The following is a 23,731-nucleotide window of genomic DNA, read 5'->3' on the forward strand; positions in this document are numbered from 1 at the left end:
TCCGAGGGCGTGCCGTGCGGCGCGGCCCGGAGCGCGCCGCGCCGTACGCGCCACGCCGGGCCGTCCCACCACCGGCCGACGCCCCGTCAGTCCCGCAGCCCAGCCCTGGTGGCGGGCCCACCCGGCGGCCCATAGCGTCGAGTCGGCCGCACCCACCGGCCGTCACCACCCCCGCACACCGTGTAACAACAGACACCGCGTACCTAGCGCGCCGCCCGGCAGGCTCCGGCCGCACACCGGCGAGCGCGCCGGAAAGAACAGGTCACCACTCATGCCCACGCGACGGGTCCACCACTTCGCCGCGGCCACCGCCGCCGCCACCGCCCTGACCACCGTCCTCGCCGGCCTGGCCACCGTGCCCGCGGCGCACGCCGCCGACGGGCTGCACGTCGTCCAGCCGGGCGAATCGATTCAGCAGGCCGTCGACGCCGCCCTCCCCGGCGACACCGTCCAACTGCTCGCCGGCACCTACCCCGGCAGCGTCCGCATCACCACCCCGGGCCTCACCCTGCGCGGCGCCGGCGCGGACAGCGTGATCACCCCCGGGGACGGTACCGAGAACGCCTGCGCCACCGCCGGACACGGCCTGTGCGTCGACGGCACCGAGGCGGCCCCGCTGCCGGACGTCACCATCGAGACCCTCGCCGTCACCGGCTTCCGCAAGAACGGCATCGACGCCAGCGGCACCACCGGCCTGACCGTGCGCGACACCTACGTCCACGACAACGCCCAGCAGGGCATCAGCCAGGAGATCTCCACCCGGGCCCGGATCGTCGGCAACCGCGCGACCCACAACGGCCAGTCCGGTGTCTTCCTCGCCAACTACGCCTACCGCGAGGGCGGCGCGCCCGACACCGGGGGCACCGTCGTGGAGGGCAACGAGCTGACCGAGAACCGGGTCGGCGTCACCGTCCGCCGACTGCGCGGGCTGGCCGTCCAGGACAACGAGCTCCGCGGCAACTGCGCCGGCGTCTTCGTGGTCGGCGACGAGGGCGTGCCCCGGGCCGGGGACCTCGACGTGCGCCGCAACGAGGTCGTCGCCAACAACATGTTCTGCCCGGCCAACCCGCGGCTGGGCGCCATCCAGGGCGCGGGCATCGTGCTCACCGGGGTCGAGGACGCCCGGGTCACCGACAACGAGGTCCACGACAACGTCGGCAGCTCGGACTTCTCCGGCGGGATCGTCCTCTTCAAGAGCGTCGTCGGCGTCGCCAACGCCCGCAACACCGTCGCCGACAACCACCTGAGCGGCAACAGCCCGGCCGACATCGCCGACCGCGACACCGGCGAGAACGCGTTCGCCCGAAACACCTGCGCGCGGTCCGAGCCGTTCGGCCGCTGCTGAGCCGCGGCACCCGCTCCCGGTACGACCCGCATCCGGTACGACCCGCCCCCGGCACGCGCCCCCGGCACCCCCGCCCCCGTCGACAAGGAAGACCTCCCATGACGATCGCACCGCCCCCGACTCCCCAGGCCGCGATGCGCCTGCGCGAGCTCGTCTTCGGCGCCGCCTGCGCCGCCGCCGTCCGCGCGGCCGCCCGGCTCGGTGTCGCCGACGTGCTCGGCGACACCCCGACCAGCCTCACCGATCTCGCCGCCGCCCTCGACACCGAGCCCCTGCCGCTGCGCCGCCTGCTGCGCGCGCTCACCTGCTACGGCATCTTCTCCGAGACCTCCGACGACCGCTTCGAGCACACCGAGATGTCCCGCCTGCTGCGCGAGGACGCCCCCAACTCGCTGCGCTACATCTCCCTCTGGTGCACCGAGCCGTGGACCTGGGAGGCCTGGCCCAAGCTGGACGAGGCGGTCCGCTCCGGCCGCAACGTCTTCCCCGAACTGTTCGGCAAGGAGTTCTTCGACTACCTGCACAGCGACGCGGGCGACTCCGCGAAGGTCTTCGACAAGGCGATGACCACCTCCAGCCGGCAGTCCGCCCACGACCTCGCCGAGTACCTGGACCTCACCGGCGTCGACTCGGTGGCGGACATCGGCGGCGGCCAGGGGCACGTGCTGGCCAGCCTGCTGGAGAAGCACCCGGCGCTGCACGGCACCCTGCTCGACCTGCCCAAGGTGGTCGCCGGCGCCGAACCCCGGCTCCAGGACGGCGGCGCCTTCTCGGCCCGCGCCCGACTGGTGCCCGGTGACTGCCGGGTGGAGATCCCGGTCCGCGCCGACCTCTACATCATCAAGAACATCCTGGAGTGGGACGACGAGAGCACCCGCCGCACCCTCGCCAACGTGGTCGCCGCGGCCCGGCCCGGCGCCCGCGTCGTGGTGGTGGAGAACCTGGTCGACGACAGCCCGTCGATGCGCTTCACCACCGCGATGGACCTGATGCTGCTGCTCAACGTCGGCGGCGCCAAGCACTCCAAGGAGAGCATGGTGCGGCTGATGGAGGACGCCGGACTGGACGTCGCGGACGTCCACCCGGTCAACCCCTACCTGCACGCCTTCGAGGCCACCGTGCGCGGCTGAGCACCGGCCCCCACGCGAACGACCGCCGTCCCCCCGGGAGTTGGGGGCGGCGGTCGTTCGCGTTGCCGGTCAGGCCGGGTGCGAGGAGTCCAGGTGCGCGAAGACCACCACGTTGTCCGAGTAGTCCTTCTGGCCCTTGTCGTACGCACCGCCGCAGGTGATCAGCCGCAGCTGGGCGTCGGGCGTCTGGCCGTACACCTTGTCGTCCGGGAAGGCGTTCTTGGGGAAGGCCTCCACCGAGTCCACCGAGAACACCGCGACCGTGCCGTCCGCGCGCTCCACCTCGATCTGCTGGTCCGGTTGCATCTGGCTCAGCATCACGAACACCGCCGGGCCCGTGGTGGTGTCCACGTGCCCGGCGACCACCGAGCTACCGAGCTCGCCCGGGGAGACGCCGTCCCGGTACCAGCCGACCAGGTTGTCGTCGTCCGGCGGCGGCGCGGTGAGCTGGCCCTCCGGATCGAGCGTCAGCTCGGTGAACGGGGCGTCGACGCCGATCTGCGGGATCCGCAGCCGGGTCGGATTGGCGCGGCCCAGCGACGGTGGCGCGGGGGCCGGGTCCTCGGCGGCCTCCGCAGGGGCCTCCGCGGGGGCGTCCGCGGGGGTGGTGGCCGGTGCGGACGGGCGGGGGGTGGCCGGCGCGACGATCGCCGGGGGACGGGTCATGCGGGACGCCGAGTTGGCTCTCGGCGTGGTGTCGACCGAGTTGTACATCAGCAGCAGGCCGACCGCCGCCGCACCGATGCCGGTGCGCAGCAGTCGGGACATTCCAGGGACGGGACCGCCCATCGCTCCTCTTTCTCCATTCCCATGCGCAGCCGGGCCGGTGGCGGCCCGAAAAAGTCCGAAAGGTCCAGAAGGTCCAAAACGACCCGCCGCCCCCGTGCGCGCCGCCCTGGTGGGGAGGCGCGTGGGGGCGGCGTCAGATGCCGGACGTCAGATGGTGGCGCCGGTGTTGCGGCGGTTGCGGCGCAGCGCGTACGCGCCGGCCCCGAGGCCGCCGATCAGCAGGACGGCACCGGAGGCGAGGCCGCCACCGGACAGCGTGGTGCCGGTCTCGGCCACGGCCAGGCCGCCACCGCCGGCGTGCACGCCGCCGTGCGGGCCCTTGCGGCCGTGCTCGCCACCGCGGCCGTGCTCGCCGCCCCGGCCCTCGCCGCCCTTGTCGCCGCCGCGGCCGTGCTCGTCGCCACGGCCTTCGCCGCGGCCGTGCTCGTCGCCACGGCCTTCGCCGCGGCCGTGCTCGTCGCCACGACCCTCGCCGCGGCCGTGCTCGTCGCCGCGGCCTTCGCCACGGCCGTGCTCGTCGCCACGACCCTCGCCGCGGCCGTGCTCGTCGCCACGGTCGTCGCCACGGCCGTGCTCGTCGCCGCGGTCGGACTGGTCCTGCGAGGTGAGGCTCTTCGCCTGGTCGGCGGAGCCGTCGGCGAAGGCCATGGGGGTGCCGACGGTGAGAACGGCGGCGACAGCCGCCCCGGCGAGCAGAGTGCGTGCAGAACGCATGAGGTTGATCCTTCCGATACACAGGCCCGCGATCGCCGGCACGGCGCCGGACAAGGGAATTCGTGGGAACTGCGTCTGATTCACCGTCAACCACCGCGACGTCCGCCGCCACCGGAGAGTGGCGACTTGGGTACGGACTGTGCTCGATTCGAGTGGAGTCCCGGCCCGGTTCACCCGGGTGCCCCAGTGAGACGGGTGAAAAGGATTCGCGGCGGTCCGGGCCGAGTCGGTCCTGTGCTGACGGCGTGTCGGGCCCGTCCAGAAGGCACTGACGCCGCGTCGGACAAGCCCGGATGGTGCTGACGCGACGTCGGGCAGGCCCGGGATGGCACTGACACCGCGTCGGGCGGGCTCGGATGGTGCTGACGTGCCGTCGGGCGGACGTGGGCGGCACTGACGCCGCGTCGGGCCGGCTCGGACGGCGCTGACGCCACGTCCGGTCGAGCCGGACGCGCACGTGGGCCCGCCCCCGGCGGATGGCCGGGGGCGGGCCCAGGACGAGCGGGACGGGTGGGACGGGGTCAGCGGTCCCAGCGGTAGAACTCGTGCGCCATGGCGTCCTTCGGCTCGCGCCAGGTGGCCGGGTCGTAGGCCTGGACGAAGGCGGTCAACTGGTCACTGACGGACCGGAACTCCGGGTGGCCGATGACCTTGGCGACGGCCGGGCCCGGCGGGCGGTCGGCCTCGATGAGGTGCAGGTAGACGTCGCCGAACTGGAACAGGCTGCGGCCGGTGACGCCGATCAGGTGCGGCAGTTCGCCCTGGTCGGACGTGGCGAACACCTCGGCGATGTCCGGTGCGGCCTCGGGCTTCATCCGGGCGACGATCAGGGCGCGGTGCATTCCGGTCACCGCTCCGCCGCCCGCTTCTCGACCTTCTCGCGGATCAGCTCCAGTTGGATCCGGGAGTTGCGGTTGATGTGGTTGACCATGCCGTGGTCGTCGACCGGGGCGGTGGGCTTCATCGCGAAGTCCTGGATCCAGCGCATCCTCGTCCCGGCCGGGACCTCGGCGTACTCCCAGCGGATGTCCATGAACTCGAACGGGCCGGGCTCGACGCGGCGGGCGCGCACCGCGAGCGAGGACTTGTCGGTGGTGCGCTCGGAGACCCAGCTCCACACCTGGCCGTTCTCGTCCGGGTGCATGGTGAGCCGGAAGCGGACGCTGTCGCCGTCGCGCTCCAGCACGTCCACCGAGGCGTACTCGCTGAAGAGGTCCGGCCAGTTCTCCAGGTCGTTGGTGATCTCCCAGACCAGGTCGAGGGGGGCGGCGATGACGATCTCGTTGTCGGTGTGTCCGGGCATCTCAGGCACCAGCTTTCGGGGAGAGGAAGGAGGTGTTGACGAGCTGCAGGAACTCGGCCGGGGTCTTGGCGGACTCGGCGCCCGAGGTGACCTTGAGGCCGTGCCGGTTCTCCAGTTCGCCGACGACGCCGAGCAGGCCGAGCGAGTCGACGCCGAACTCGTCGAACTGCGCGCCCGGGCGCTCCAGGTGCAGCGGGTCGACGGTGACGCCGGCCCGGGCCTGGATCAGGGCGGCCAGCTCGTGATAGCTGAGGGTGTTGCTCACGGGATGTCCCTTCGGTGGAGTTGCGGGTGCGGATTCAGGGCCGGTCTCCGCACCGGAGCACCAGTGCGGAGTTGGAACCCATCAGCCCGCGGCTGAGCACCAGTGCGGTGCGCAGTTCGGCCGGACGGGCGCGGCCGGTCACCAGGGCGAGGTCGTGGCTGACCTCGGTGACGTTCGGGGTGGGCGGCAGCACGCCGTCCTCCATGGCCAGGACGGCGGCCGCCACGTCCAGCATCGGCGCGCCGCAGTAGGCCCGTCCGGTGCCGGACTTGGGGGCGGTGACCGGGACGCGTTCGGCCGCCGGGCCGAGCGCGTCGGCCAGTGCGAGCGCCTCGGCCCGGTCGGCGGCCGGAACGCCGAGCGCGTCCGCGAAGACCACGTCGATCTCCTCGGGCGCGATCCTGGCCTCGTCCAGGGCGATGCGGATCGCGGCGGCCAGCCCCTCGCGGGACTCCTCCCAGCGGGAGGCCCCGGTGAAGGTGGAGCCGTGTCCGGCCAGGTGGGCCCGGACGGCGGCGCCGCGCAGCCGGGCCGCCTGCTCGTCCTCCAGCAGCAGCATCGCGCCGCCCTCGGCGGGGGCGAAGCCGCAGGCCTGCGCGGTGAACGGCAGATAGGCCCGGTCGGGCTGCCCGGCGAGGCTGACCTCCGGGTAGCCGAGCTGGCAGACCATCGAGTACGGCGCCAACGGTGCCTCGGCGGCGCCGGCCACCACCGCGTCGGTGCCGCGCTCGATCGTGCGGGCCGCGTGCGCGAGCGCGTCCAGGCCGCCGGCCTCGTCGCTGGCGACCACCCCGCACGGACCCTTGTAGCCGCCGCGGATCGAGATCTGGCCGGTGCTGGCGGCGTAGAACCAGGCGATGGACTGGTACGGGCCGACGAACTGCGGCCCCTTGCCCCAGAGCTGCTGGAGCTCGCGCTGGCCGAACTCGCCGCCGCCGGAGCCGGCCGCGGTCACCACCCCGACCGCGAAGGGATGCTCGGGGTCGGGGTGGAATCCGGCGTCCGCCACCGCCAGGTCGGCGGCGGCCATCGCGTAGTGCGTGAACCGGTCGGTCTGCACCAGGTACCGGCTGTCGATCGCGGCCCGCGGGTCGAAGTCCCGCACCTGGCCGGCGACGCGCAGCGGCAGCCCGTCGCAGCCCTCGCGGGTGATCCGGTCGAGGACGCTCACGCCCTGCCTGGTGGCCTTCCAGAAGGCGTCGGCCCCAACGCCGTTCGGCGCCACCACGCCGAGGCCGGTGACCACCGCCCGGCGGCCCTGCTGACGTGACGTCATGACACTCACCCCGTTCTGTTGAGCACGACGGCGGACTGGAATCCGCCGAATCCGCTGCCGACCGAGAGGATGTGGCTCAGCGGCAGCTCGCGCGCGGTGCGCGGCACGTAGTCGAGGTCGCACTCCGGGTCCGGAGTCTCGTAGTTGGCGGTCGGCGGCACCACGCCGTGGGCCAGCGCCAGGGTGCAGGCGACCACCTCGATGGCGCCGATCGCGCCGAGCGAGTGCCCGACCATCGACTTGATGGAGCTCATCGGCGTCCGGTAGGCGTGGGCGCCGAGCGAGCGCTTGACGGCGGCGGTCTCGTGCCGGTCGTTCTGCTTGGTGCCCGAACCGTGCGCGTTGACGTAGCCGACGTCGGTGCGGTCCACCCGGGCGTGGGCGAGCGCGTCGTCGATCGCCCGGGACATCTCCAGCCCCTCCTGGGTGAGGCCGGTCATGTGGTAGGCGTTGCCGAAGGTGGCGAAGCCGCCGATCTCGCCGTAGATCCGGGCGCCGCGGCGGCGGGCGTGCTCCAGTTCCTCCAGCACCAGGACGGCGCCGCCCTCGCCGAGGACGAAGCCGTCCCGGTGGGCGTCGAAGGGCCGGGAGGCGTGCTCCGGGTCGTCGTTGCGCTCGCTGGTGGCCTTGATGGCGTCGAAGCAGGCGACGGTGATCGGCGAGATCGGCGAGTCGGAGGCGCCGGCGATGCAGATGTCGGCGCGCCCCTCCTCGACGGCCTGGAAGCCGTAGCCGATCGCGTCGAGGCCGGAGGTGCAGCCGGTGGAGACGGTCTGCACCGGGCCGTGCGCGCCGGTGCGCTCGGCGACCGTGGAGGCCAGCGTGCTGGGCGCGAAGGCCCGGTGCAGCTGCGGATCGGCCCGCTGGTGGTCGACGTCCCAGCGGGCGCCGCCGGCGCTGACCAGGGCGTAGTCGTGCTCCAGCCGGGTGGTGCCGCCGACGGCGGTGCCGAGCGAGACGGCGATCCGCCACGGGTCCTCGGCGGCCAGGTCCAGGCCCGCGTCGGCGATCGCCTCGTCCGCCGCGACCATCGCGAACTGCACGTAGCGGTCGGCCCGCTGGACGTCCGCCGGGCCCAGCCCGTGGGCCGCCGGGTCGAAGTCGACCTCGGCGGCGATCCGGGAGCGGAACCCGGTGGGGTCGAAGAGCGTGATGCCCCGGGTGGCGGTGCGGCCGGAGGTGAGGAGCTCCCAGAACGCCGGGACCCCGACCCCGCCGGGCGCGACGACGCCGATCCCGGTGACGGCGACGCGCCGGGTCACGAGGCCACCTTGGCGTGTTCCGGCGGCCCGGCGGCGCCGGTCTCCTCGGTGTCCACGTGGCCGAGTTCGGGGCGGGGGGCGAGCGGGCCGAGGTGGAACACCATCCGGGCCTCGGTGTCGCCGACGTTGCGGAAGCGGTGGCGCATGTTGATCGGGATCATCAGGCCCTGGTTGGGCCTGATCGGACGGCTCTCGCCGTCCAGGTCCACCTCCAGGTCGCCGCTGACCACGAACACGAACTCCTCGGAGTACGGGTGGTAGTGCTCGCCGATCCGCTCGCCGGGCTGGACGATCGCCAGCCCCATGAACCCGCTGGTCGCCCCGCAGGTGGTCGGGGTGAGCATGGCGCGCAGGTCGCCGCCGCGCCGACGGTTCTCCGGTGCCTCGTCGACGTGCACGATCCGTGGGTACTGCGTGGTCATGGTGTCTTCCTCCGAGAGATGCGGCTGGTTCTTCAGTTGTCCTGCGAGCTGCGGTCGGTGACCGGGCTCATGGCGCGGGCGGCCAGGGCGGCGGCGAGTCCGGTGGAGGTGCGCAGGTCGCCCTGCGGGCCGAGGTCGAGCAGTCGGCCGAGTGCGGCGGCCTCCTGGTCGCCCGCCACGCCGAGGGCGGCCGCCGGGTCGGCCTCGGCCGGCACCCGCAGGTCGACCAGGCGCACCACCACGTCCGCCCGGTGGAACACGGTGCTGGCCGCGACCGGGCCGGTCGGGTCGGCGGTGGCGAGGTTGTCGTAGTCGGCGAGCAGCTCGGCGACGGCCTGCCCCTCGCCCGGGCGGACGGGGTACAGCACGGCGTGCCGGTGCAGCCGGGCGGAGGTCGGGGAGCTGGCGATCGCCTGGTGCTTCGCCGGCAGCGCGGCCCGGGCGAAGAAGGCGCGCGCGGCCTGCGGGTCGCCCAGCTGGCGGGCCTCCTCCAGGTACGGGTTGATCGCCTCCTCGACGGCCCGCACCTCCGGCTGCATCGCCACGTGGCGCAGCGCGTCGCCGAGGTTGCCGACCACCTCGACGGCCCGGACCACCCGGTTGCCGTGCATGAACAGCGAGGTGCGGTGCAGCCGGGTGTGCTCGTCCACCTCGGCCCGGGGCGAGGCGTAGCCGGACAGGATCCGGGCCACCTCGTGCTCGCTGCCGGGCTTGACCGTGAAGGTGAGCGCGTGCCGGACCACGCCGTCCGGGCCGGGCTCGGCCTTCGGCGGGCCGACGTGCCCGGCGGGCTCGGTGCGCGGCAGGCCGGGCGGCACCTCCAGGGGGGCCCGGGTGCCGGTGGAGCCGGCCGCCGAGGTCTCGCGCAGGATGCCGTAGCGCAGCGAGCGGAAGTTGTCGCTGACGCAGCCGTGCATCGGCTTGACCATCTCGCGGTGGGCGGGGCTGTCCACCCACTCCAGGAAGGTGTCCTGGTCCTCCCACTCGCTGGTGATCAGCCACTGGCGGGGGTCGTTGATCGACTGGCACAGCTGGTCGCTGACATGGCCGGGCACCGAGGCCACCTGGTGGCGCAGCTGCTCGTAGACGTCGAGGAAGCGCTGCTGGGCGCCGTCCTGGATCTCCAGCATCAGTACCACCCGGAGCCGGGTGTCGGAGTCGGCCTGCTGCTTCCGCTGCGGTTCGGACAGAGTTGTCATGATCCACTTTCTGCTCTGGGCCGCACGTTGCGGGCCGCGGTGGGCCGCGTCCGGGGGGTGCTCCCGGCTTGGGAGGGCGGTGCGACGGCGATCGGCCCGGTCGGTCGGCGCCAGGCCTGAAGTCGATCGTGAGCGGCGTACCGGGGTGCCGCGATATTTGCGGGCCATCCGGGGGAAGAGGCGGCACAAGCACCCTCGGGCGGGGGATGGAAGAGCGGGGCCCCCGGCCGTGCGGCCCCCTCGACGGCGGCCCCGACCCCAGGCGCCGGTCCGCTGAATCCCCTGACAGGGTGGAGCAATTGATGAATCCGAAGGTTGACGACCGGGTGCCGGTCCTGATCGTGGGAGGGTCGCTGGTCGGGCTGTCGGCCTCGCTCTTCCTCGGCCGACTGGGTGTCAGGCACCTGCTGGTCGAGAAGCACGCCGACACCTCGCATCACCCGCGTGGCCGAGGCAACAACGTCCGCACGATGGAGCTGTACCGGGTGGCCGGGATCGAGCCGGCGATCCGCGAGGCGGCGTCGGTCCTCGCCCCGAACCACGGCATCCTCCAGGCGCCCTCGCTGACCGGCACCGAGCAGGAGTGGCTGTTCCGGGAGATCGACCCCGGCGGGCGGCTCGCCCGGTTCAGCCCCAGCTCGTGGTGCCTGTGCAGCCAGAACGACCTGGAGCCGGTGCTGCTGCGCGCCACCCGCGACCTCGGCGGCGACGTCCGCTTCAACACCGAGCTGGTCTCCTTCGAGCAGGACGCCGAGGGCGTCACCTCGGTGCTGCGCAGCCGGGAGACCGGCGAGGAGCGCCGGGTGCGCTCGGACTACCTGATCGCCGCGGACGGCCCGCGCAGCCCGGCCCGCGAGCGCCTGGGCATCGGCCAGAGCGGCCAGGGCGAGCTGTTCCACAACGTCAGCATCACCTTCCGCGCCAAGCGGCTGGCCGACGTGGTCGGGGACCGGCACTTCATCGCCTGCTACCTGACCAACCCGGAGGCGGACGGCGCGCTGCTGCCGGTGGACAACCAGGAGGAGTGGGTCTTCCACGCGCCCTGGCACCCCGAGCACGGTGAGCCGCTGGAGGCGTTCACCGACGAGCGCTGCGAGCGGCACATCCGCACCGCCGTCGGCCTGCCGGAGCTCGACGTCGAGGTGACCGGCCGGGCGCCCTGGCACGCCGCCGAGCGGGTGGCCGAGCGGTACGGCGCCGGGCGGGTCTTCCTCGCCGGGGACTCCGCGCACGAGATGTCGCCGACCGGCGCGTTCGGCTCGAACACCGGCATCCAGGACGCGCACAACCTGGCCTGGAAGCTCGCCGCGGTGCTCTGCGGGTGGGCCGGGCCGGAGCTGCTGGAGACGTACGGGCAGGAGCGCCGCCCGGTCGCGCAGGTGACCAGCGAGCGCGCCTCGGCCCGCTCGGCCGAGCACAGCCACCCCGGGTACGCGGTGGTGCCGGGTGCCGGGCGGCAGACCGGGGTGCTCGGGGTGGCGCTCGGCTACCGCTACCCGGTGGGCGCGGTGATCGGGACGGACCCGGCGGGCGCGGTCGTCCCCGAGAAGTTCGAGTCGGCCGGGGAGCCGGGCAGCCGGGCCCCGCACCAGTGGCTGCTGCGGGCGGGCGTGCGCCTGTCCACGCTGGACCTGTACGAGCAGGCGATGGTGCTGCTCACCGGCCCCGAGGGCGCGGCCTGGCAGGCCGGGGCGCGGCGGGCGGCCGACCGGCTGGCCGTCCCGTTGGACGCCTACCGGATCGGCGGCGGCGCCGAGGACGACCTGGCGCCGGAGCCGGGCGCGGACTTCGCGGAGCTGCACGGGATCGGCCCGGCCGGCGCCGTGCTGGTCCGGCCGGACGGCTTCGTCGCCTGGCGCTCGACGGGCGCGGGGGACGACCCGGAGGCGGAGGTCGCCGGGGCCCTGCGGACGGTGCTGAGCCTGTAGCGCCCGGCCGACAACGGGACCTGCCCGCCGGTTTCCCAACCGGCGGGCAGGTCTTCGTGCTTGACGACGGATCCGGCCGGAGCCGTCGTCCGGCGGCCGTCGGTCAGGGGGTGGCGAGGTCGGACGGGTCGGTGTTGGCGCCGCACAGGAGGACGGCGACCCGCTCGCCCTCCGCGTGGTCGAGGGCCGCCAGGGCGGTGGAGGCCGCGTACTCGACGGCGATGCGGCGGTCCTCCCAGAGCCGGCGGCGGGCACGCACGATGGCCTCGTCGTCGACCAGGACGGACCGGACGCCCTCGTGGCGGGCGGCGTGGACGGCGAGGGCGGTGGCGCGGCGGGCGCCGAGGGCGTCCTGGGCCACGGAGGACACCGGGACGTCGACGGGATGGCCGGCGGCGAGGGCGGCGTGCAGGGCCCGGCTGCCCTCCGGCTCCACCGCGACCACCCGGACGCCGTGCTCGCGGGCCGCGACGGCCACCCCGGCGAACAGTCCGCCGCCGCCGACCGACACCACCACCGTGTCCAGCCCGGGGACCCGGGCGCGGATCTCCTCCAGCACGGTGCCCGCGCCGGCGGCGATCAGCGGGTGGTCGTAGGCGTGCGAGGCCAGCGCCCCGCTGCCCGCCGCGAACTCCTCGCAGGCCGCCAGCGCCTCCGCGTACTCCCGGCCGACCAGCCGCACGTCGGCGCCGTACGAGCGCAGCCGCGCCAGCTTCACCGGGGAGGCCGTCTCGGGCAGGAACACCGTGGCGCGCACGCCGAGCTCGCGCGCGGCCCAGGCGCAGGCCAGCCCGGCGTTGCCGCCCGAGGCGATGGTGACCCCGGCCTCCGGCAGGGTGCCCGCCTCGGCGTGCGCGAGCAGGAAGTTCTGCGCACCGCGCGCCTTGAAGCTGCCGGTGTGCTGAAGGAACTCCAGCGCCAGCCAGGTCCGCCCGCGGTCGTCCCCGGGGGCGACCGCGACCGGCCGCACCCTCCCGGCGATCCGCTCGCCGGCGGCCTTGACCTCGTCGTACGTCAATCGGTCCATCGTGCCTGCTCCTCAAGCCGGGTGCGTCGCCTCTGGGCTTGACGGTACGTCGCGGGCGCGGGACGAGGAAATGATCACGGTCGGACGGCACCGGGGCGGGGCCCTGGCGCCGTCCGACCGGGGAGCGAGGAGGAGGCCTAGGGGACCGGGCGGAGGGTGACGGGTCTGGGGGTGAGGGCGCGCAGCACCAGGTCGATCCTGACCTTGGCGGCCCCGGCGCGCTGGAGGGCGGTGGCGACCGCCCGCAGTTCCTCGGGGCCGGTGCAGGCGAGGCGGAGCTCCAGGTCGGCGTCGCCGGCGAGGGAGAGTCCGCCCTGGACGGCCGGGTGCTCGGCCGCCAGCCGGTCGAAGTCGAGCGGGACCGGCCCGTAGCTGACCCGGGCGAGCGCGTGCAGCGCCCGGGCCGGCTCAGGTGGTTCCGGTTCGGGGTCCGGGTCCTCGGGGACCAGCTGGAGGGCGGTCACCGGTGCTGGAGCTGTGCGGTCGGGACGGGGGCGAGCGGGGCGGCGGGTGCGGTGACGGGCGGGGCGACCAGGCGCGGGTCGAGGACGAGGGTGTCGATGCCGAGCGGGGCGGTGAGCGCGCGAAGGGCGGGTTCACCGAGTTCGGTGAAGGCCTGGTCCGGCCCGAAGAGGGCGGCGAGCGACTCGGGGCTGGAGAAGCCGACGGCGCAGCGGCGGCCGTCGCGCAGGCGGAAGAGGCGGAGGGCGGTGGTGGTGCCGGTACCGGAGACGGTGACCGGAACGTGCCAGACGACGCGGGCCATGCGAGTGCTCCCGGGTGGGGTGGTGGTGCCTGCCGGAACTGCTGCTTCGACGCTAGGCCGGGTTCCGCCGGGCGTCGCCGGTCCTGACGCGGCGTTGACCGAATGGGTGGGTGCGTTGACGCACCCCTGACGGTCGGTTCACCCGAGTGGACTAAACCACTCCCTATCATTACGTAAACATCCCTATCGGATGGTATGTTTCCTGCGGATGGGGGCGTTCGAGAGGATGGTCGCAGGTGGCGCAGTACTACTCGGTGGAACAGGTGGCCGAACTGCTCGGCCTGCACGTGCGCACCGTCCGCGGTTACATCCGCGACGGCCGGCTCGTCGCGGCCAGGATCGGCAAGCAGTACCGGATCGCCCGTGCGGACCTGGAGGCCTTCACCGGCGCCCCGGCCGCCCCGCCCGCGCCCGGCGCCGGCGCGCGGCGGGCCGAGGTGTCCGCCGTCGTCCGGATCGAGAACGTCGACCGGGCCGCCGCCGACCGGCTGTCCACCGCCGTTATGGCCGCGATCGCCGGCCCGCGCGAGGGCGGCCGGCCGCTGCACGTCGAGACCGTCCACGACGAGGAGCGGGAGACCCTGCGGCTCGTCGTCCTCGGCGATCCGGCCGACACCGCCGCGCTGCTCGGCATCGTCCACACGATGACCTCGTCCATGCACTGACGCCGGCCGCGTCGGATGGCGTCGGTCACACCGAATCCGCATCGGGATCCGCATCGGGTCCATATCGGATCCACATCGACCAGGGAGAACGGCAATGTCCGAGCAGTACGGCACGACGGTCCTGCGGCTGCCCGCCGAGGGCGCGCCGATCCGCGAGGAGCAGGACGCCATGGACGTGATCGGCGACGCGTTCGGCCGCGGTGCCTCCTGGGTGGTCGTCCCCGTCGCCCGGCTGCACCCGGACTTCTTCACGCTGCGCACCCGGGTCGCCGGCGGCATCGTGCAGAAGTTCGTCAACTACCGCGTCGGCCTCGTGGTCCTCGGCGACATCGCCGACCACGTCGCGGCGAGCGACCCGCTGCGCGACTTCGTCCGGGAGAGCAACCGCGGCCGGCAGCTCTGGTTCCTCGCCGACGAGACGGAGCTGGCGGCCCGGTTCACCGAGGTCTGAGCGTTCTCCGCTTGCCCCGCACCCGCCCCGGGACCACGGTGGAGCTGACCGTCGGCGCGCCCCCGGGGCGCCCGGCGCGCGCTCCGGGGCGGGGGGAGGTGGAGCTAGGGGGCCGTGACGAGATATCTTGACGTCAAGACGTTGGAGACGTGAAGCGGAGTACCGATGACTGACTCGACCATCATCTATACGCACACCGACGAGGCTCCGGCCCTGGCGACCTACTCGTTCCTGCCGGTTGTCCAGGCATACGCCTCGACGGCGGGTGTGCGCGTGGAGACCCGCGACATCTCCCTGGCCGGGCGGATCATCGCGAGCTTCCCGGAGCGTCTCGCCGAGGGCCAGCGGATCGAGGACGCCCTCGCCGAGCTGGGCGACCTCGCCAAGACCCCGGGCGCCAACATCATCAAGCTGCCGAACATCTCGGCGTCCATCCCGCAGCTGAAGGCCGCCGTCGCCGAGCTGCAGGCGCAGGGCTACGCGCTCCCGGACTACCCGGACGACCCGCAGACCGACGAGGACAAGGACGTCCGCGCGCGTTACGACAAGGTCAAGGGCAGCGCCGTCAACCCCGTCCTGCGCGAGGGCAACTCGGACCGCCGCGCCCCGGGCTCGGTGAAGAACTACGCCAAGACCCACCCGCACCGCATGGGCGCCTGGTCGGCCGACTCCGAGACCAACGTCGCCACCATGGGCCAGAACGACTTCCGCTCCACCGAGAAGTCCGCCGTGATCGCCGCCGACGGCGCGCTGCGCATCGAGCTGGTCGCCGAGGACGGCAGCGCCACCGTGCTGCGCGAGCGCGTCCCGGTGCTGGCCGGCGAGGTCGTCGACGCCTCGGTGATGCGCGTCGCCGCCCTGCGCGAGTTCCTGACCGCCCAGGTCGAGCGCGCCAAGGCCGAGGGCGTGCTGTTCTCGGTCCACCTCAAGGCCACCATGATGAAGGTCTCCGACCCGATCATCTTCGGCCACGTGGTCCGCGCCTTCTTCCCGAAGACCTTCGCCAAGTACGGCGAGGTGCTGGTCGCCGCCGGTCTGGACCCGAACAACGGCCTCGGCGGCATCCTCAACGGCCTGGACGGCGTGCCGCACCTGGGCGCGGAGATCAAGGCCTCGTTCGAGGCCGAGCTCGCCGAGGGCCCGGCCCTGGCGATGGTCGACTCGGACAAGGGCATCACCAACCTGCACGTCCCGAGCGACGTCATCGTCGACGCCTCGATGCCGGCCATGATCCGCACCTCCGGCCACATGTGGGGCCCGGACGGCCAGGAGGCCGACACCCTCGCCGTGCTGCCCGACAGCAGCTACTCCGGCGTGTACCAGGCCGTCATCGACGACTGCCGCGCCCACGGCGCCCTGGACCCGGCCACCATCGGCTCCGTGCCGAACGTCGGTCTGATGGCCCAGAAGGCCGAGGAGTACGGCAGCCACGACAAGACCTTCGAGATCGCCGCGGCCGGCACCGTCCGCCTCGTCGACGCCGAGGGCAACGTGGTGCTGGAGCAGGCCGTCCAGCCGGGCGACATCTTCCGCGCCTGCCAGACCAAGGACCTGCCGATCCAGGACTGGGTCAAGCTGGCCGTCACCCGCGCCCGCGCCACCGGCGACCCGGCGGTGTTCTGGCTGGACGAGAACCGCGCCCACGACGCCGTCCTGATCGAGAAGGTCAAGAAGTACCTGCCGGAGCACGACACCACCGGCCTGCAGATCGAGATCAAGTCCCCGGTCGAGGCCACCACGTTCTCGCTGGAGCGCATCCGCCGCGGCGAGAACACCATCTCGGTGACCGGCAACGTGCTGCGCGACTACCTGACCGACCTGTTCCCGATCCTGGAGCTGGGCACCAGCGCCAAGATGCTGTCGGTCGTCCCGCTGATGGCGGGCGGCGGCCTGTTCGAGACCGGCGCCGGCGGCTCCGCCCCGAAGCACGTCCAGCAGCTGGTCAAGGAGAACTACCTGCGCTGGGACAGCCTCGGCGAGTTCTTCGCCCTGGCCGCCAGCTTCGAGCACCTGGCCACCAGCACCGGCAACGCCCGCGCCCAGGTGCTGGCCGACACCCTGGACCGCGCCACCGGCACCTTCCTCAACGAGGACAAGTCGCCGAGCCGCCGCCTCGGCGGCATCGACAACCGCGGCAGCCACTTCTACCTGGCCCTGTACTGGGCCCAGGAGCTGGCCCAGCAGACCGCCGACGCCGAGCTGGCCCAGGCGTTCGAGGGCCTGGCCAAGGCGCTCGGCGAGCAGGAGACGACCATCGTCGACGAGCTGATCGCCGTGCAGGGCTCGCCGGTCGACCTCGGCGGCTACTACCAGCCGGACCCGGCCAAGGCCGCGGCGGTGATGCGCCCGTCCAAGACCTTCAACGAGGCGCTCGCCAACCTCGCCTGATCCCAGGGGAGTCGAAGCACCGGGAGGCTCCCGGGTCCGGTACCGGACCCGGGAGCCTCCGGGCTTTCCGGGCGGCCTCCGCGGCCGCTGCGGGGCCAGCGCGGAGGAAGATCATCAACGGTTCGTCAGGGTGCCGTCAAGATCGCGGGTGGTGCCGGTGAGCGGCCCTAGCATCCGGAGGACCGCTCTCCGCTGCGGATCCGCAGACGGACGCCACCTCGCCGAATGATCGGGGCACTTCAGCATGCGCGCTTCCTCCCGCCGGACGACCAGGGCCACCCAACGGGCCGTCGCCGGCACCCTGTTGGCGGCCCTGGCCTCGACCGGCCTGATGGCCGTGCCGCAGCAGGCCTCGGCGGCGACCGACTGCCCGGGCATCGAGCCGGGCGTCGGCGGGCCCGCCAACATCGGCAACGGCAACTGCTACAGCGCGCTGATCAGCTCCATCGGCGCCATGATCGGGGGCTTCCGCAGCGCGGCCCTCACCGCGCAGGCCGACAACGCGGCGTTCACCCAGGGGATGGCCGGCCAACTGAGCGCCGCCGCACCGGGGTTCAACGTGATGGTGTTCAAGTACGACGGCACCGACCTGTACGACACCCTCTGGTTCCGCAACGTCTACGAGGCGGACATGCGCGGGGTGCTGATCGACCAGACCGTCAAGCTGGAGCACCACGACAGCGAGGGCGGCCCGACCGGCTACGACGACTTCCGGATCTGGGTCTTCGCGGGCGAGTCGACCTTCACCAACAAGGGCGACGGCGGCTACGGGAACTGGGCCTTCGTCGGCAGCGACTCGGACCGGACCGTGACCACCTCCCGGTCCTGCGTGCTGATCCGGTGCTACGACAGCAAGCGGATCATCCACTTCCCGGCCCGCGAGATCCCGGCCGACATCGCGGGGACCCCCGGCACCCCGGGCGTCCCCGTCACCCCCGGCATCCCCGGCACGGTGCCGGGCGTCGGCACGGGTGGTACCGCCACCCCGGGTGTCCCGGCCAAGCCCGGTACGGTGCCTGGCGTCGGCACCGGTGGTACCGCCACCCCGGGTGTCCCGGCCAATCCCGGTACGGTGCCGGGCGTCAGCACCGGCGGCACCGCCACTCCCGGCGTGCCCGCGCACCAGGGCGGCGGTGGCGGCGGTGACGCCGTGACCGGGCTGCTGTACCCCAAGGTGAAGACCGGCCGGGGCCCGGTGGCCACCGGGGCTGCCTCCGGCCCCTCGATCCTCGCCGGCACCAGCGGCCCCAAGAACACCGGCTGGCAGTTCACCGCACTGGGCAACGGCCGCTACAAGATCACCAGCGCCGTGTCCGGCCTCGTGCTGACCGAGAACACCAAGGGCTACGTCGCCGACGCCAAGCCGTGGACCGGCGCCGACGAGCAGAAGTGGCAGCTCGTCGCGCAGGGCGACGGCCAGTACCAGATCCGGATCACCGACCAGGACTGCCTGACCTACGACGAGGACGCCAAGGCCCTGGGCGTCTGGACCTGCAACAGCGGCTGGAACCAGCAGTGGAGGCTCCAGTAGCAGCCGCCGGGCCCGGGGCATAGGTCCGCCTAGCCGAGGAGGACCCCGGTGCCCGCGAGGAGCAGGAGGGCGGCGGCGTTGGCGCGCGGGTAGGCGAGTGCCGTGCCGACCGCCTCCCGCAGCAGTGCGTACGGGCCGTGGGCGAGCAGTCCGTCCGCGGCGACCACCCGGCCGGGGGCGCCGGCCCGGCGGGCGGCGAGCGCGGTGCGGGCGGTGTGGAAGCCGCTGGTGACGACCGTGCACCGGTAGCCGGGCCGTTCGGCGGCCATCAGCGCCGCGCTGAAACGCAGGTTCTCGACGGTGTTCACGGCCCGTTCCTCGCGCCGGATCCGGTCGGCCGGGGCGCCCCGGGCGGTCAGGTAGCGGGCCATCGCGGCGGCCTCGGTGCACTCCTCGTGCGGGCCCTTCCCGCCGGTGACCAGGAGCAGCGGCGTGTGCCCGGCGGCCTCCTCGGCGGCGAAACGTTCCAGCGCGGCGTCCAGCCGGGCCGCCAGCGGCGGGGCGGGCTCGCAGCCGTCCAGGGCGGCGCCGAGGACGACCAGGTAGTCCGCCCCGACGGGGGCGGGGCGGCGCCCCTGTCGCAGCGCGCAGCCGAGGAAGCCGAGCAGCCAGAGCAGGACGTACCCGCCGAGCAGGACGGCGACGATCAGCAGAGCGTGCATACCGTCCGAACGTATACGGCGGAACCCCCGTTCCACAGGGGGTTCCGTGGTACAGGCGGCAGTGGGCTCAGCCGGCGTCGGCCGCCGGGGTGACGGGGGTGACAGCGGCGGCGGGGGCGGCCGGGGCCGCCGGGCGCGGGCCGCGCTTGTGCAGTGAGGCCAGATAGGCGTTGTACGCCTCCAGCTCGGCGTCGCCGCTGCGCTCCTCGGCGCGGTCGGAGCGGCGGGCCTGCCGCTGTTCGGAACGCATCCACTGGTACACCAGCGCGATCAGCACGATCGCGGTCGGGATCTCGCCGAACGCCCAGGTGATGCCGCCGGCCAGCTTCTGGTCCTCCAGGAGGTTGGTGCCCGGTGGCGCGCCCTCCACGGTGAAGGTGGTGACCAGCGGGTGGCTGGCCATCATCACGGCCACGCCGAAGAAGGCGTGGAACGGCATGCCCATGAACAGCTCGATGATCCGCATCACATGGCCGGGGCGGTGCGGGCCCGGGTCCACGCCCATGATCGGCCAGAAGAAGGCCAGACCGGTGAGGAGGAAGTGCACCATCATGAAGATGTGCCCGGCGCGGTACTGCATCAGGAAGTCGAACAACGGGGTGAAGTAGACCCCGTACAGGCTCGCGATGAACATCGGGATGGTGAAGGCCGGGTGCGAGATCACCCGGACGTACCGGCTGTGCAGCAGCGCCACCAGCAGCTCGCGCGGCCCGCGCGGGCGGCCCTTGCCGGTCGGCCGCAGCGCGCGCAGCGCCAGCGTGATCGGGGCGCCCAGCAGCAGCAGGATCGGCGTCAGCATGGACAGCACCATGTGCTGGATCATGTGCGCGCTGAACAGCACCATGCCGTAGTCGTTCAGCCCGGTGCAGGTGACCAGGATCAAGCTGCCGACACCGGCCGCCCAGCCGACCATCCGGCCGATCGGCCAGCGGTCGCCGCGCCGGTGGAGCCGGACCACGCCCGCCGCGTACAGCGCCAGGGCGGCCAGGCCTCCCAGCAGGAACACCCAGTCGGGGGACCAGGTCCAGACGTTGGACAAGGTGAACGGGCCTAGCTGGGTCATCCCGCCGTGGTGGTGCATGCCTGACATTCCGTCGCCCATCGGGGGGCCCTGCTTTCCGTCCTCGTGGCCCCTGGAGGGGGTCCGGTTCGCCCGTTTTGCTTGGCCTACAGCCTAGGTGGGCCTTACCTCGGGCCGTGCCCCGCCCCCTCCGTACGGGTGGCCGCCGGGCGGGTGGCGGCTGGATAGACTGACCGGCCGGTCGACGGCGACACGCCGGGACGGCGACACGGGACACGCCGGGACGGCGGGACGGCGAGGGGTGCGGCATGGCGGCGGGACGGCGGCACCCGGAGCGCACCACGGTCGCGCTGACCGGGGCGACCGGCTTCATAGGCTCCGCGGTGCTGGCCGCCCTGACCGCCCGCGGCGCACGGGTGCGCGCGCTGGCCCGCGAAGTGCCGGCCGGGCGCGGCCCGGCCGCCTGGGTGCCGGGAGACCTCGCCGACGGGGCGGCGCTGGCCGCGCTCTGCGAGGGTGCCGACGTCCTGCTCCACCTGGCCTCCCGGGTCTCCGGCGGCGCCGAGGAGTGCGCGGCGGTGAACGTGCGCGGCACCGAGGCGGTGACGGCCGCCGCTACCGGGGCCGGGGTACGCCGGATCGTCCACCTGTCGACGACCGCGGTGTACGGCGAGGGGCCGCACTCCGGCATCGGGGTCGACGAGGTGCCGGCCGCCCCGGTCTCCGAGGCCAGCCGGACCAGGCTGCTCGGCGAACGCGTCGCGCTGGCGGCCGGTGCCGTCGTGCTGCGGCCCGGCCTGGTGACCGGGACGGGCGACCGCTGGGTGGTGCCCGCGCTGGCCGAACTGGTCCGCCGGGTGCCGGTGCCCTGGGCGGGCGGGAACGCCAGGCTCTCCGTGGTGGACCGCGCCGACCTGGCCCGGCTGATCACCGCGCTCGCCCTGGACGACCACGCCGTCCCGCCCGGCGTCCAGCACGCGAGCCACCCCGACCCGGTCCGGTCCGGCGACCTGCTCGCCGCCCTGGCCGGCCTCGGCCTGTTGCCCGCGCTGCCCGGCGCGGACGGCCCGGACGCCTCGTGGGACGAATGCCGGCGTCTGCTCGCCGCCACGCCGGGCCGCGTCTCCGAGCGGCAGTTCTCCCTGATCGCCCGCGACCACTGGTACCGGGGGGACGACGTCTGGCGCCTCGCCGCCTGCCCGCCCGGCCCCGGCCCCCTCGCCCGGCTGCCCGCCGCCGCCCCCTGGTACCGCCAGGCGCTGGGGCTCGCCGCACCGGCGTAGGACGAAACGCCGGTGCGGCGGGCCGGTTCAGGCGTTGCGCCGTCGGTCGGGCGCCGTGCCGACGGTCAGGGCCGCGCCGTCGGTCAGCGGGGGCCGGGGTCGCTGGTGCCGGGGCGGCCGTTCTCCAGGTGGCCGGCCCAGCGGCGGCGGAAGGTCGGGCCGTCGGTGGCGGCGACCGTGATGTCGTACCAGCGGCTGTCGGGGCGTATGTCGAAGGTGAACTGGGCCGAGGCGCCGCGCCGGAGGCTGCGGCTCTGCTGCGAGCCCTTGGCGTAGGCGTTGGCGACGGTCACCGTCCGGGTGACCGGCCCGTTGTTGGTGACCTTGACGCGCACCTTGGACTTCTGCGGGTCGAACAGCGCGACCAGCTCGGTCCGGGCACTGCCCTCGAACTCGTACACCGACCCGTTCGGGCCGTGGGCGGCGAGGTGGTAGTCGCCGGAGGCGGAGTGCGGCCAGAAGTCGCCGAGGGTGTCGCCGCCCGAGATGGTGTAGCGGCGGGGAGCGGCCTTCGGCGCGGTCCGGTCGTAGACGTAGAGCCAGGTGCCCGCTTCGCCCCGGTTCTCCAGATCCAGCTGGAACCGCCCGGGGGTGTCCGTCTCCTCCTCGTTGACCACCAGGTCGTACGGGAGGGCGCGGGCCGGCCGGACGCCGGGCTCCTGGGTGGGCATCCGCTGGGGCAGCGGCACCTGGTACGGCTTGCCCTGCGAGGCGATCGGCGCGGGCACCGGGATCGAGACCGGCCGCGGGTCGGTGCCGGAGAAGTCGAGCGCCGAGGTGAGGTCGCCGCAGACCGACCGGCGCCAGGCGCTGATGTTGGGCTCCTCGATGCCGAACCGGGCCTCCAGGAACCGCAGGACGGAGGTGTGGTCGAAGGTCTCCGAGCAGACCCAGCCGCCGCGCGACCACGGGGAGATGACCAGCATCGGCACGCGCGGGCCGAGGCCGATCGGCTGGAGGCCGCCCGGGTCGGCGCCGGGGACCAGCGGGCTCATCTCGCCCGGGTGCTTGCCGAGGTCGAGCAGTTCGTCGCGCAGACTCGCCCTCAGGTCGGCGGAGACGATGCCCTGGCCGCCCGGGCCGCTGACGACCGGCGGCATCGGCGGGACGACGTGGTCGAACAGGCCGTCGTTCTCGTCGTAGTTGATGAGGAAGACCGTCCTGCCCCAGACCTCGGGGTTGGAGGTGAGCGCGTCCAGCACGAGGTTGATGTAGTACGCGCCGTCGGTGGGCGTCGCGGACGGGTGCTCGCTGTACTTGTACGGCGGGACGATCCAGGAGACCTGCGGCAGCCGGCCCTGCTGGACGTCGGCGCGGAACTCCTTCAGCGTGTGGTCGGTGGCGCCCTTGTCCACCAGGGGGCCCGACGCGCCCTCGGCGACCTGGTACCGCTCGAAGAACATCAGCGAGTTGTCGGTGTAGTTGTCCGTGGGGGTGCCCGGCTCGCCGGAGCCGCCCTGGTACAGCTTCCAGCTGACGCCGGCCTTCTCCAGGCGCTCGGGGTAGGTGGTCCAGGTGTAGCCGTTGGTGTTGTTGCGCTCCTCCAGGCCGGGGCCGTTGGGCTTGCGGCCGTACACGTTGCGCGGGTCGCTGGTGCCGGTCCACAGGTAGATGCGGTTGGGCGCGGTGTCGGCGTGGACGGAGCAGAAGTACGAGTCGCAGAGGGTGAAGGCGTCGGCCAGGGCGAAGTGGTACGCCAGGTCCTGGCGCTTGAGGTGGCCCATCGTCATGACGTCCTGCTTCTGGTTCACCCACTGGTCGTGGCGCCCCTCGTTCCAGGCGAGGTGGCCGCTGCTCCAGCCGTGGTCGGTGCCGGCCTGGTACTCGGTGGTGTTCCTGGGGTCGATGTACCAGGGCAGAACCTCCTGCTCGGAGGCGGGCAGACCGCGGTCGTGGTAGCGGTCGGTCCTCACGGCGGCGGCGGGCTGGTGCCAGTTCGGCCGGCCGTCGGGCAGCAGCGTGGGGCGCGGGTCGTCGAACCCGCGCACGCCGCGCAGGGTGCCGAAGTAGTGGTCGAAGGAACGGTTCTCCTGCATCAGGACGACGACGTGTTCGACGTCCTCGATCGAGCGGGTCCGGCCGATCGCGGGCAGTGCCAGGGCCTTGCTGACCGCGGGCGGGAACGCGCCGAGGCCTGCGGCGGCTGCGGACGCGCCGCTCAGCTGGAGGAATCGGCGCCGGTCGATGGAGGCCACGTGGTGTCCTTCCTTCTCGGGGTAAGGGGGGTGCCAAGAAGGTTCGAACATAGGTGCCGCAGCCGGGCCGTACGAGGTCCTCCAGCGAACGCCGCATGAGTTTTCAGCC

Annotated in this window: 23 protein-coding genes; 8 read left to right on the plus strand and 15 right to left on the minus strand. The window is 73.5% G+C overall.

The window, feature by feature from the left end; genetic code table 11:
* Positions 1-271 precede the first annotated feature (271 nt).
* Together ACIP37_RS17875 and ACIP37_RS17880 are read left to right on the plus strand one after the other, a co-directional pair.
* Positions 272-1,345, plus strand: a complete 1,074-nt coding sequence (locus ACIP37_RS17875) for a right-handed parallel beta-helix repeat-containing protein (RefSeq protein WP_363629470.1) — start codon at positions 272-274, stop codon at positions 1,343-1,345.
* A gap of 98 nt (positions 1,346-1,443) precedes the next feature.
* Positions 1,444-2,475, plus strand: coding sequence for a methyltransferase (locus ACIP37_RS17880; protein WP_363585987.1), 1,032 nt, complete (start codon positions 1,444-1,446; stop codon positions 2,473-2,475).
* A 69-nt stretch (positions 2,476-2,544) separates the two neighbouring features.
* On the opposite strand, the gene ACIP37_RS17885 is transcribed toward ACIP37_RS17880, so the two are convergent.
* The 9 genes from ACIP37_RS17885 to ACIP37_RS17925 all read right to left on the minus strand — a co-directional run bounded on the left by ACIP37_RS17885 (position 2,545) and on the right by ACIP37_RS17925 (position 9,705).
* Complete coding sequence (locus tag ACIP37_RS17885) at positions 2,545-3,243, minus strand: class F sortase (RefSeq protein WP_363585988.1); 699 nt, start codon at positions 3,241-3,243, stop codon at positions 2,545-2,547.
* 168 nt (positions 3,244-3,411) lie between these two features.
* The gene (locus ACIP37_RS17890) at positions 3,412-3,978 is read right to left on the minus strand and encodes a hypothetical protein (protein ID WP_400844083.1); all 567 of its coding nucleotides are present in this window, start codon (positions 3,976-3,978) and stop codon (positions 3,412-3,414) included.
* A gap of 521 nt (positions 3,979-4,499) precedes the next feature.
* Positions 4,500-4,820: a TcmI family type II polyketide cyclase gene (locus ACIP37_RS17895; protein ID WP_063351612.1), complete on the minus strand. Its 321-nt coding sequence runs from the start codon at positions 4,818-4,820 to the stop codon at positions 4,500-4,502.
* A 5-nt stretch (positions 4,821-4,825) separates the two neighbouring features.
* Positions 4,826-5,281 (minus strand): SRPBCC family protein, encoded by a 456-nt coding sequence (locus tag ACIP37_RS17900; protein WP_363585990.1) that lies wholly within the window; start codon positions 5,279-5,281, stop codon positions 4,826-4,828.
* A gap of 1 nt (position 5,282) precedes the next feature.
* Positions 5,283-5,546, minus strand: coding sequence for an acyl carrier protein (locus ACIP37_RS17905; RefSeq protein WP_363585991.1), 264 nt, complete (start codon positions 5,544-5,546; stop codon positions 5,283-5,285).
* A gap of 34 nt (positions 5,547-5,580) precedes the next feature.
* Positions 5,581-6,822, minus strand: a complete 1,242-nt coding sequence (locus ACIP37_RS17910) for a beta-ketoacyl synthase N-terminal-like domain-containing protein (protein WP_363585992.1) — start codon at positions 6,820-6,822, stop codon at positions 5,581-5,583.
* A 5-nt stretch (positions 6,823-6,827) separates the two neighbouring features.
* Positions 6,828-8,084, minus strand: a complete 1,257-nt coding sequence (locus ACIP37_RS17915) for a beta-ketoacyl-[acyl-carrier-protein] synthase family protein (RefSeq protein ID WP_363585993.1) — start codon at positions 8,082-8,084, stop codon at positions 6,828-6,830.
* Positions 8,081-8,506 carry a cupin domain-containing protein gene (locus tag ACIP37_RS17920; RefSeq protein WP_350879141.1) on the minus strand — a complete coding sequence of 142 codons (426 nt, stop codon included), beginning with the start codon at positions 8,504-8,506 and terminating at the stop codon, positions 8,081-8,083. Before ACIP37_RS17920 ends, ACIP37_RS17915 begins: the two co-directional genes overlap by 4 nt.
* 32 nt (positions 8,507-8,538) lie before the next feature.
* Positions 8,539-9,705, minus strand: a complete 1,167-nt coding sequence (locus ACIP37_RS17925; RefSeq protein ID WP_363585994.1) for a SchA/CurD-like domain-containing protein — start codon at positions 9,703-9,705, stop codon at positions 8,539-8,541.
* 302 nt (positions 9,706-10,007) lie between these two features.
* Here ACIP37_RS17925 and ACIP37_RS17930 point away from each other — a divergent pair, with 302 nt between their 5' ends.
* Positions 10,008-11,633 carry an FAD-dependent oxidoreductase gene (locus tag ACIP37_RS17930; RefSeq protein WP_400807703.1) on the plus strand — a complete coding sequence of 542 codons (1,626 nt, stop codon included), beginning with the start codon at positions 10,008-10,010 and terminating at the stop codon, positions 11,631-11,633.
* A 103-nt stretch (positions 11,634-11,736) separates the two neighbouring features.
* On the opposite strand, the gene ACIP37_RS17935 is transcribed toward ACIP37_RS17930, so the two are convergent.
* The 3 genes from ACIP37_RS17935 to ACIP37_RS17945 all read right to left on the minus strand — a co-directional run bounded on the left by ACIP37_RS17935 (position 11,737) and on the right by ACIP37_RS17945 (position 13,426).
* Entirely contained in the window at positions 11,737-12,660 is a 924-nt protein-coding gene (locus ACIP37_RS17935) for a serine/threonine dehydratase (RefSeq protein ID WP_363585996.1), read from the minus strand.
* Between the two features lie 137 nt (positions 12,661-12,797).
* Positions 12,798-13,124 carry a hypothetical protein gene (locus ACIP37_RS17940; protein WP_363585997.1) on the minus strand — a complete coding sequence of 109 codons (327 nt, stop codon included), beginning with the start codon at positions 13,122-13,124 and terminating at the stop codon, positions 12,798-12,800.
* A complete protein-coding gene (locus ACIP37_RS17945; RefSeq protein ID WP_363585998.1) occupies positions 13,121-13,426 on the minus strand; it encodes an SAV_915 family protein in 306 nt (101 codons plus the stop codon). The genes ACIP37_RS17940 and ACIP37_RS17945 overlap by 4 nt, the downstream gene beginning before the upstream one ends.
* A gap of 236 nt (positions 13,427-13,662) precedes the next feature.
* On the opposite strand from ACIP37_RS17945, the gene ACIP37_RS17950 reads away from it, so the two are divergent.
* From ACIP37_RS17950 to ACIP37_RS17965, 4 genes are all read left to right on the plus strand, one after another.
* Positions 13,663-14,091 (plus strand): helix-turn-helix domain-containing protein, encoded by a 429-nt coding sequence (locus ACIP37_RS17950; protein WP_400807707.1) that lies wholly within the window; start codon positions 13,663-13,665, stop codon positions 14,089-14,091.
* Positions 14,092-14,185: 94 nt separating this feature from the next.
* Complete coding sequence (locus ACIP37_RS17955; protein ID WP_363586000.1) at positions 14,186-14,542, plus strand: DUF4180 domain-containing protein; 357 nt, start codon at positions 14,186-14,188, stop codon at positions 14,540-14,542.
* 165 nt (positions 14,543-14,707) lie between these two features.
* The gene (locus tag ACIP37_RS17960; RefSeq protein WP_363586001.1) at positions 14,708-16,930 is read left to right on the plus strand and encodes an NADP-dependent isocitrate dehydrogenase; all 2,223 of its coding nucleotides are present in this window, start codon (positions 14,708-14,710) and stop codon (positions 16,928-16,930) included.
* Between the two features lie 244 nt (positions 16,931-17,174).
* Positions 17,175-18,461, plus strand: coding sequence for an RICIN domain-containing protein (locus ACIP37_RS17965; protein ID WP_363586002.1), 1,287 nt, complete (start codon positions 17,175-17,177; stop codon positions 18,459-18,461).
* Positions 18,462-18,490: 29 nt separating this feature from the next.
* Here the strand turns inward: ACIP37_RS17965 and ACIP37_RS17970 are convergent, their stop codons facing one another.
* Both ACIP37_RS17970 and ACIP37_RS17975 read right to left on the minus strand, forming a co-directional pair.
* Positions 18,491-19,123, minus strand: a complete 633-nt coding sequence (locus ACIP37_RS17970) for a YdcF family protein (RefSeq protein ID WP_363586003.1) — start codon at positions 19,121-19,123, stop codon at positions 18,491-18,493.
* Positions 19,124-19,190: 67 nt separating this feature from the next.
* Complete coding sequence (locus tag ACIP37_RS17975; RefSeq protein WP_363586004.1) at positions 19,191-20,204, minus strand: cytochrome c oxidase assembly protein; 1,014 nt, start codon at positions 20,202-20,204, stop codon at positions 19,191-19,193.
* A gap of 248 nt (positions 20,205-20,452) precedes the next feature.
* On the opposite strand from ACIP37_RS17975, the gene ACIP37_RS17980 reads away from it, so the two are divergent.
* Entirely contained in the window at positions 20,453-21,427 is a 975-nt protein-coding gene (locus tag ACIP37_RS17980; protein WP_363586005.1) for an NAD(P)-dependent oxidoreductase, read from the plus strand.
* An 83-nt stretch (positions 21,428-21,510) separates the two neighbouring features.
* Here the strand turns inward: ACIP37_RS17980 and ACIP37_RS17985 are convergent, their stop codons facing one another.
* Complete coding sequence (locus ACIP37_RS17985) at positions 21,511-23,622, minus strand: phosphocholine-specific phospholipase C (RefSeq protein ID WP_363586006.1); 2,112 nt, start codon at positions 23,620-23,622, stop codon at positions 21,511-21,513.
* Between the last annotated feature and the right edge of the window lie 109 nt (positions 23,623-23,731).

Source organism: Kitasatospora sp. NPDC088861 (genome assembly GCF_044750105.1).
Lineage (GTDB): Bacteria > Actinomycetota > Actinomycetes > Streptomycetales > Streptomycetaceae > Kitasatospora.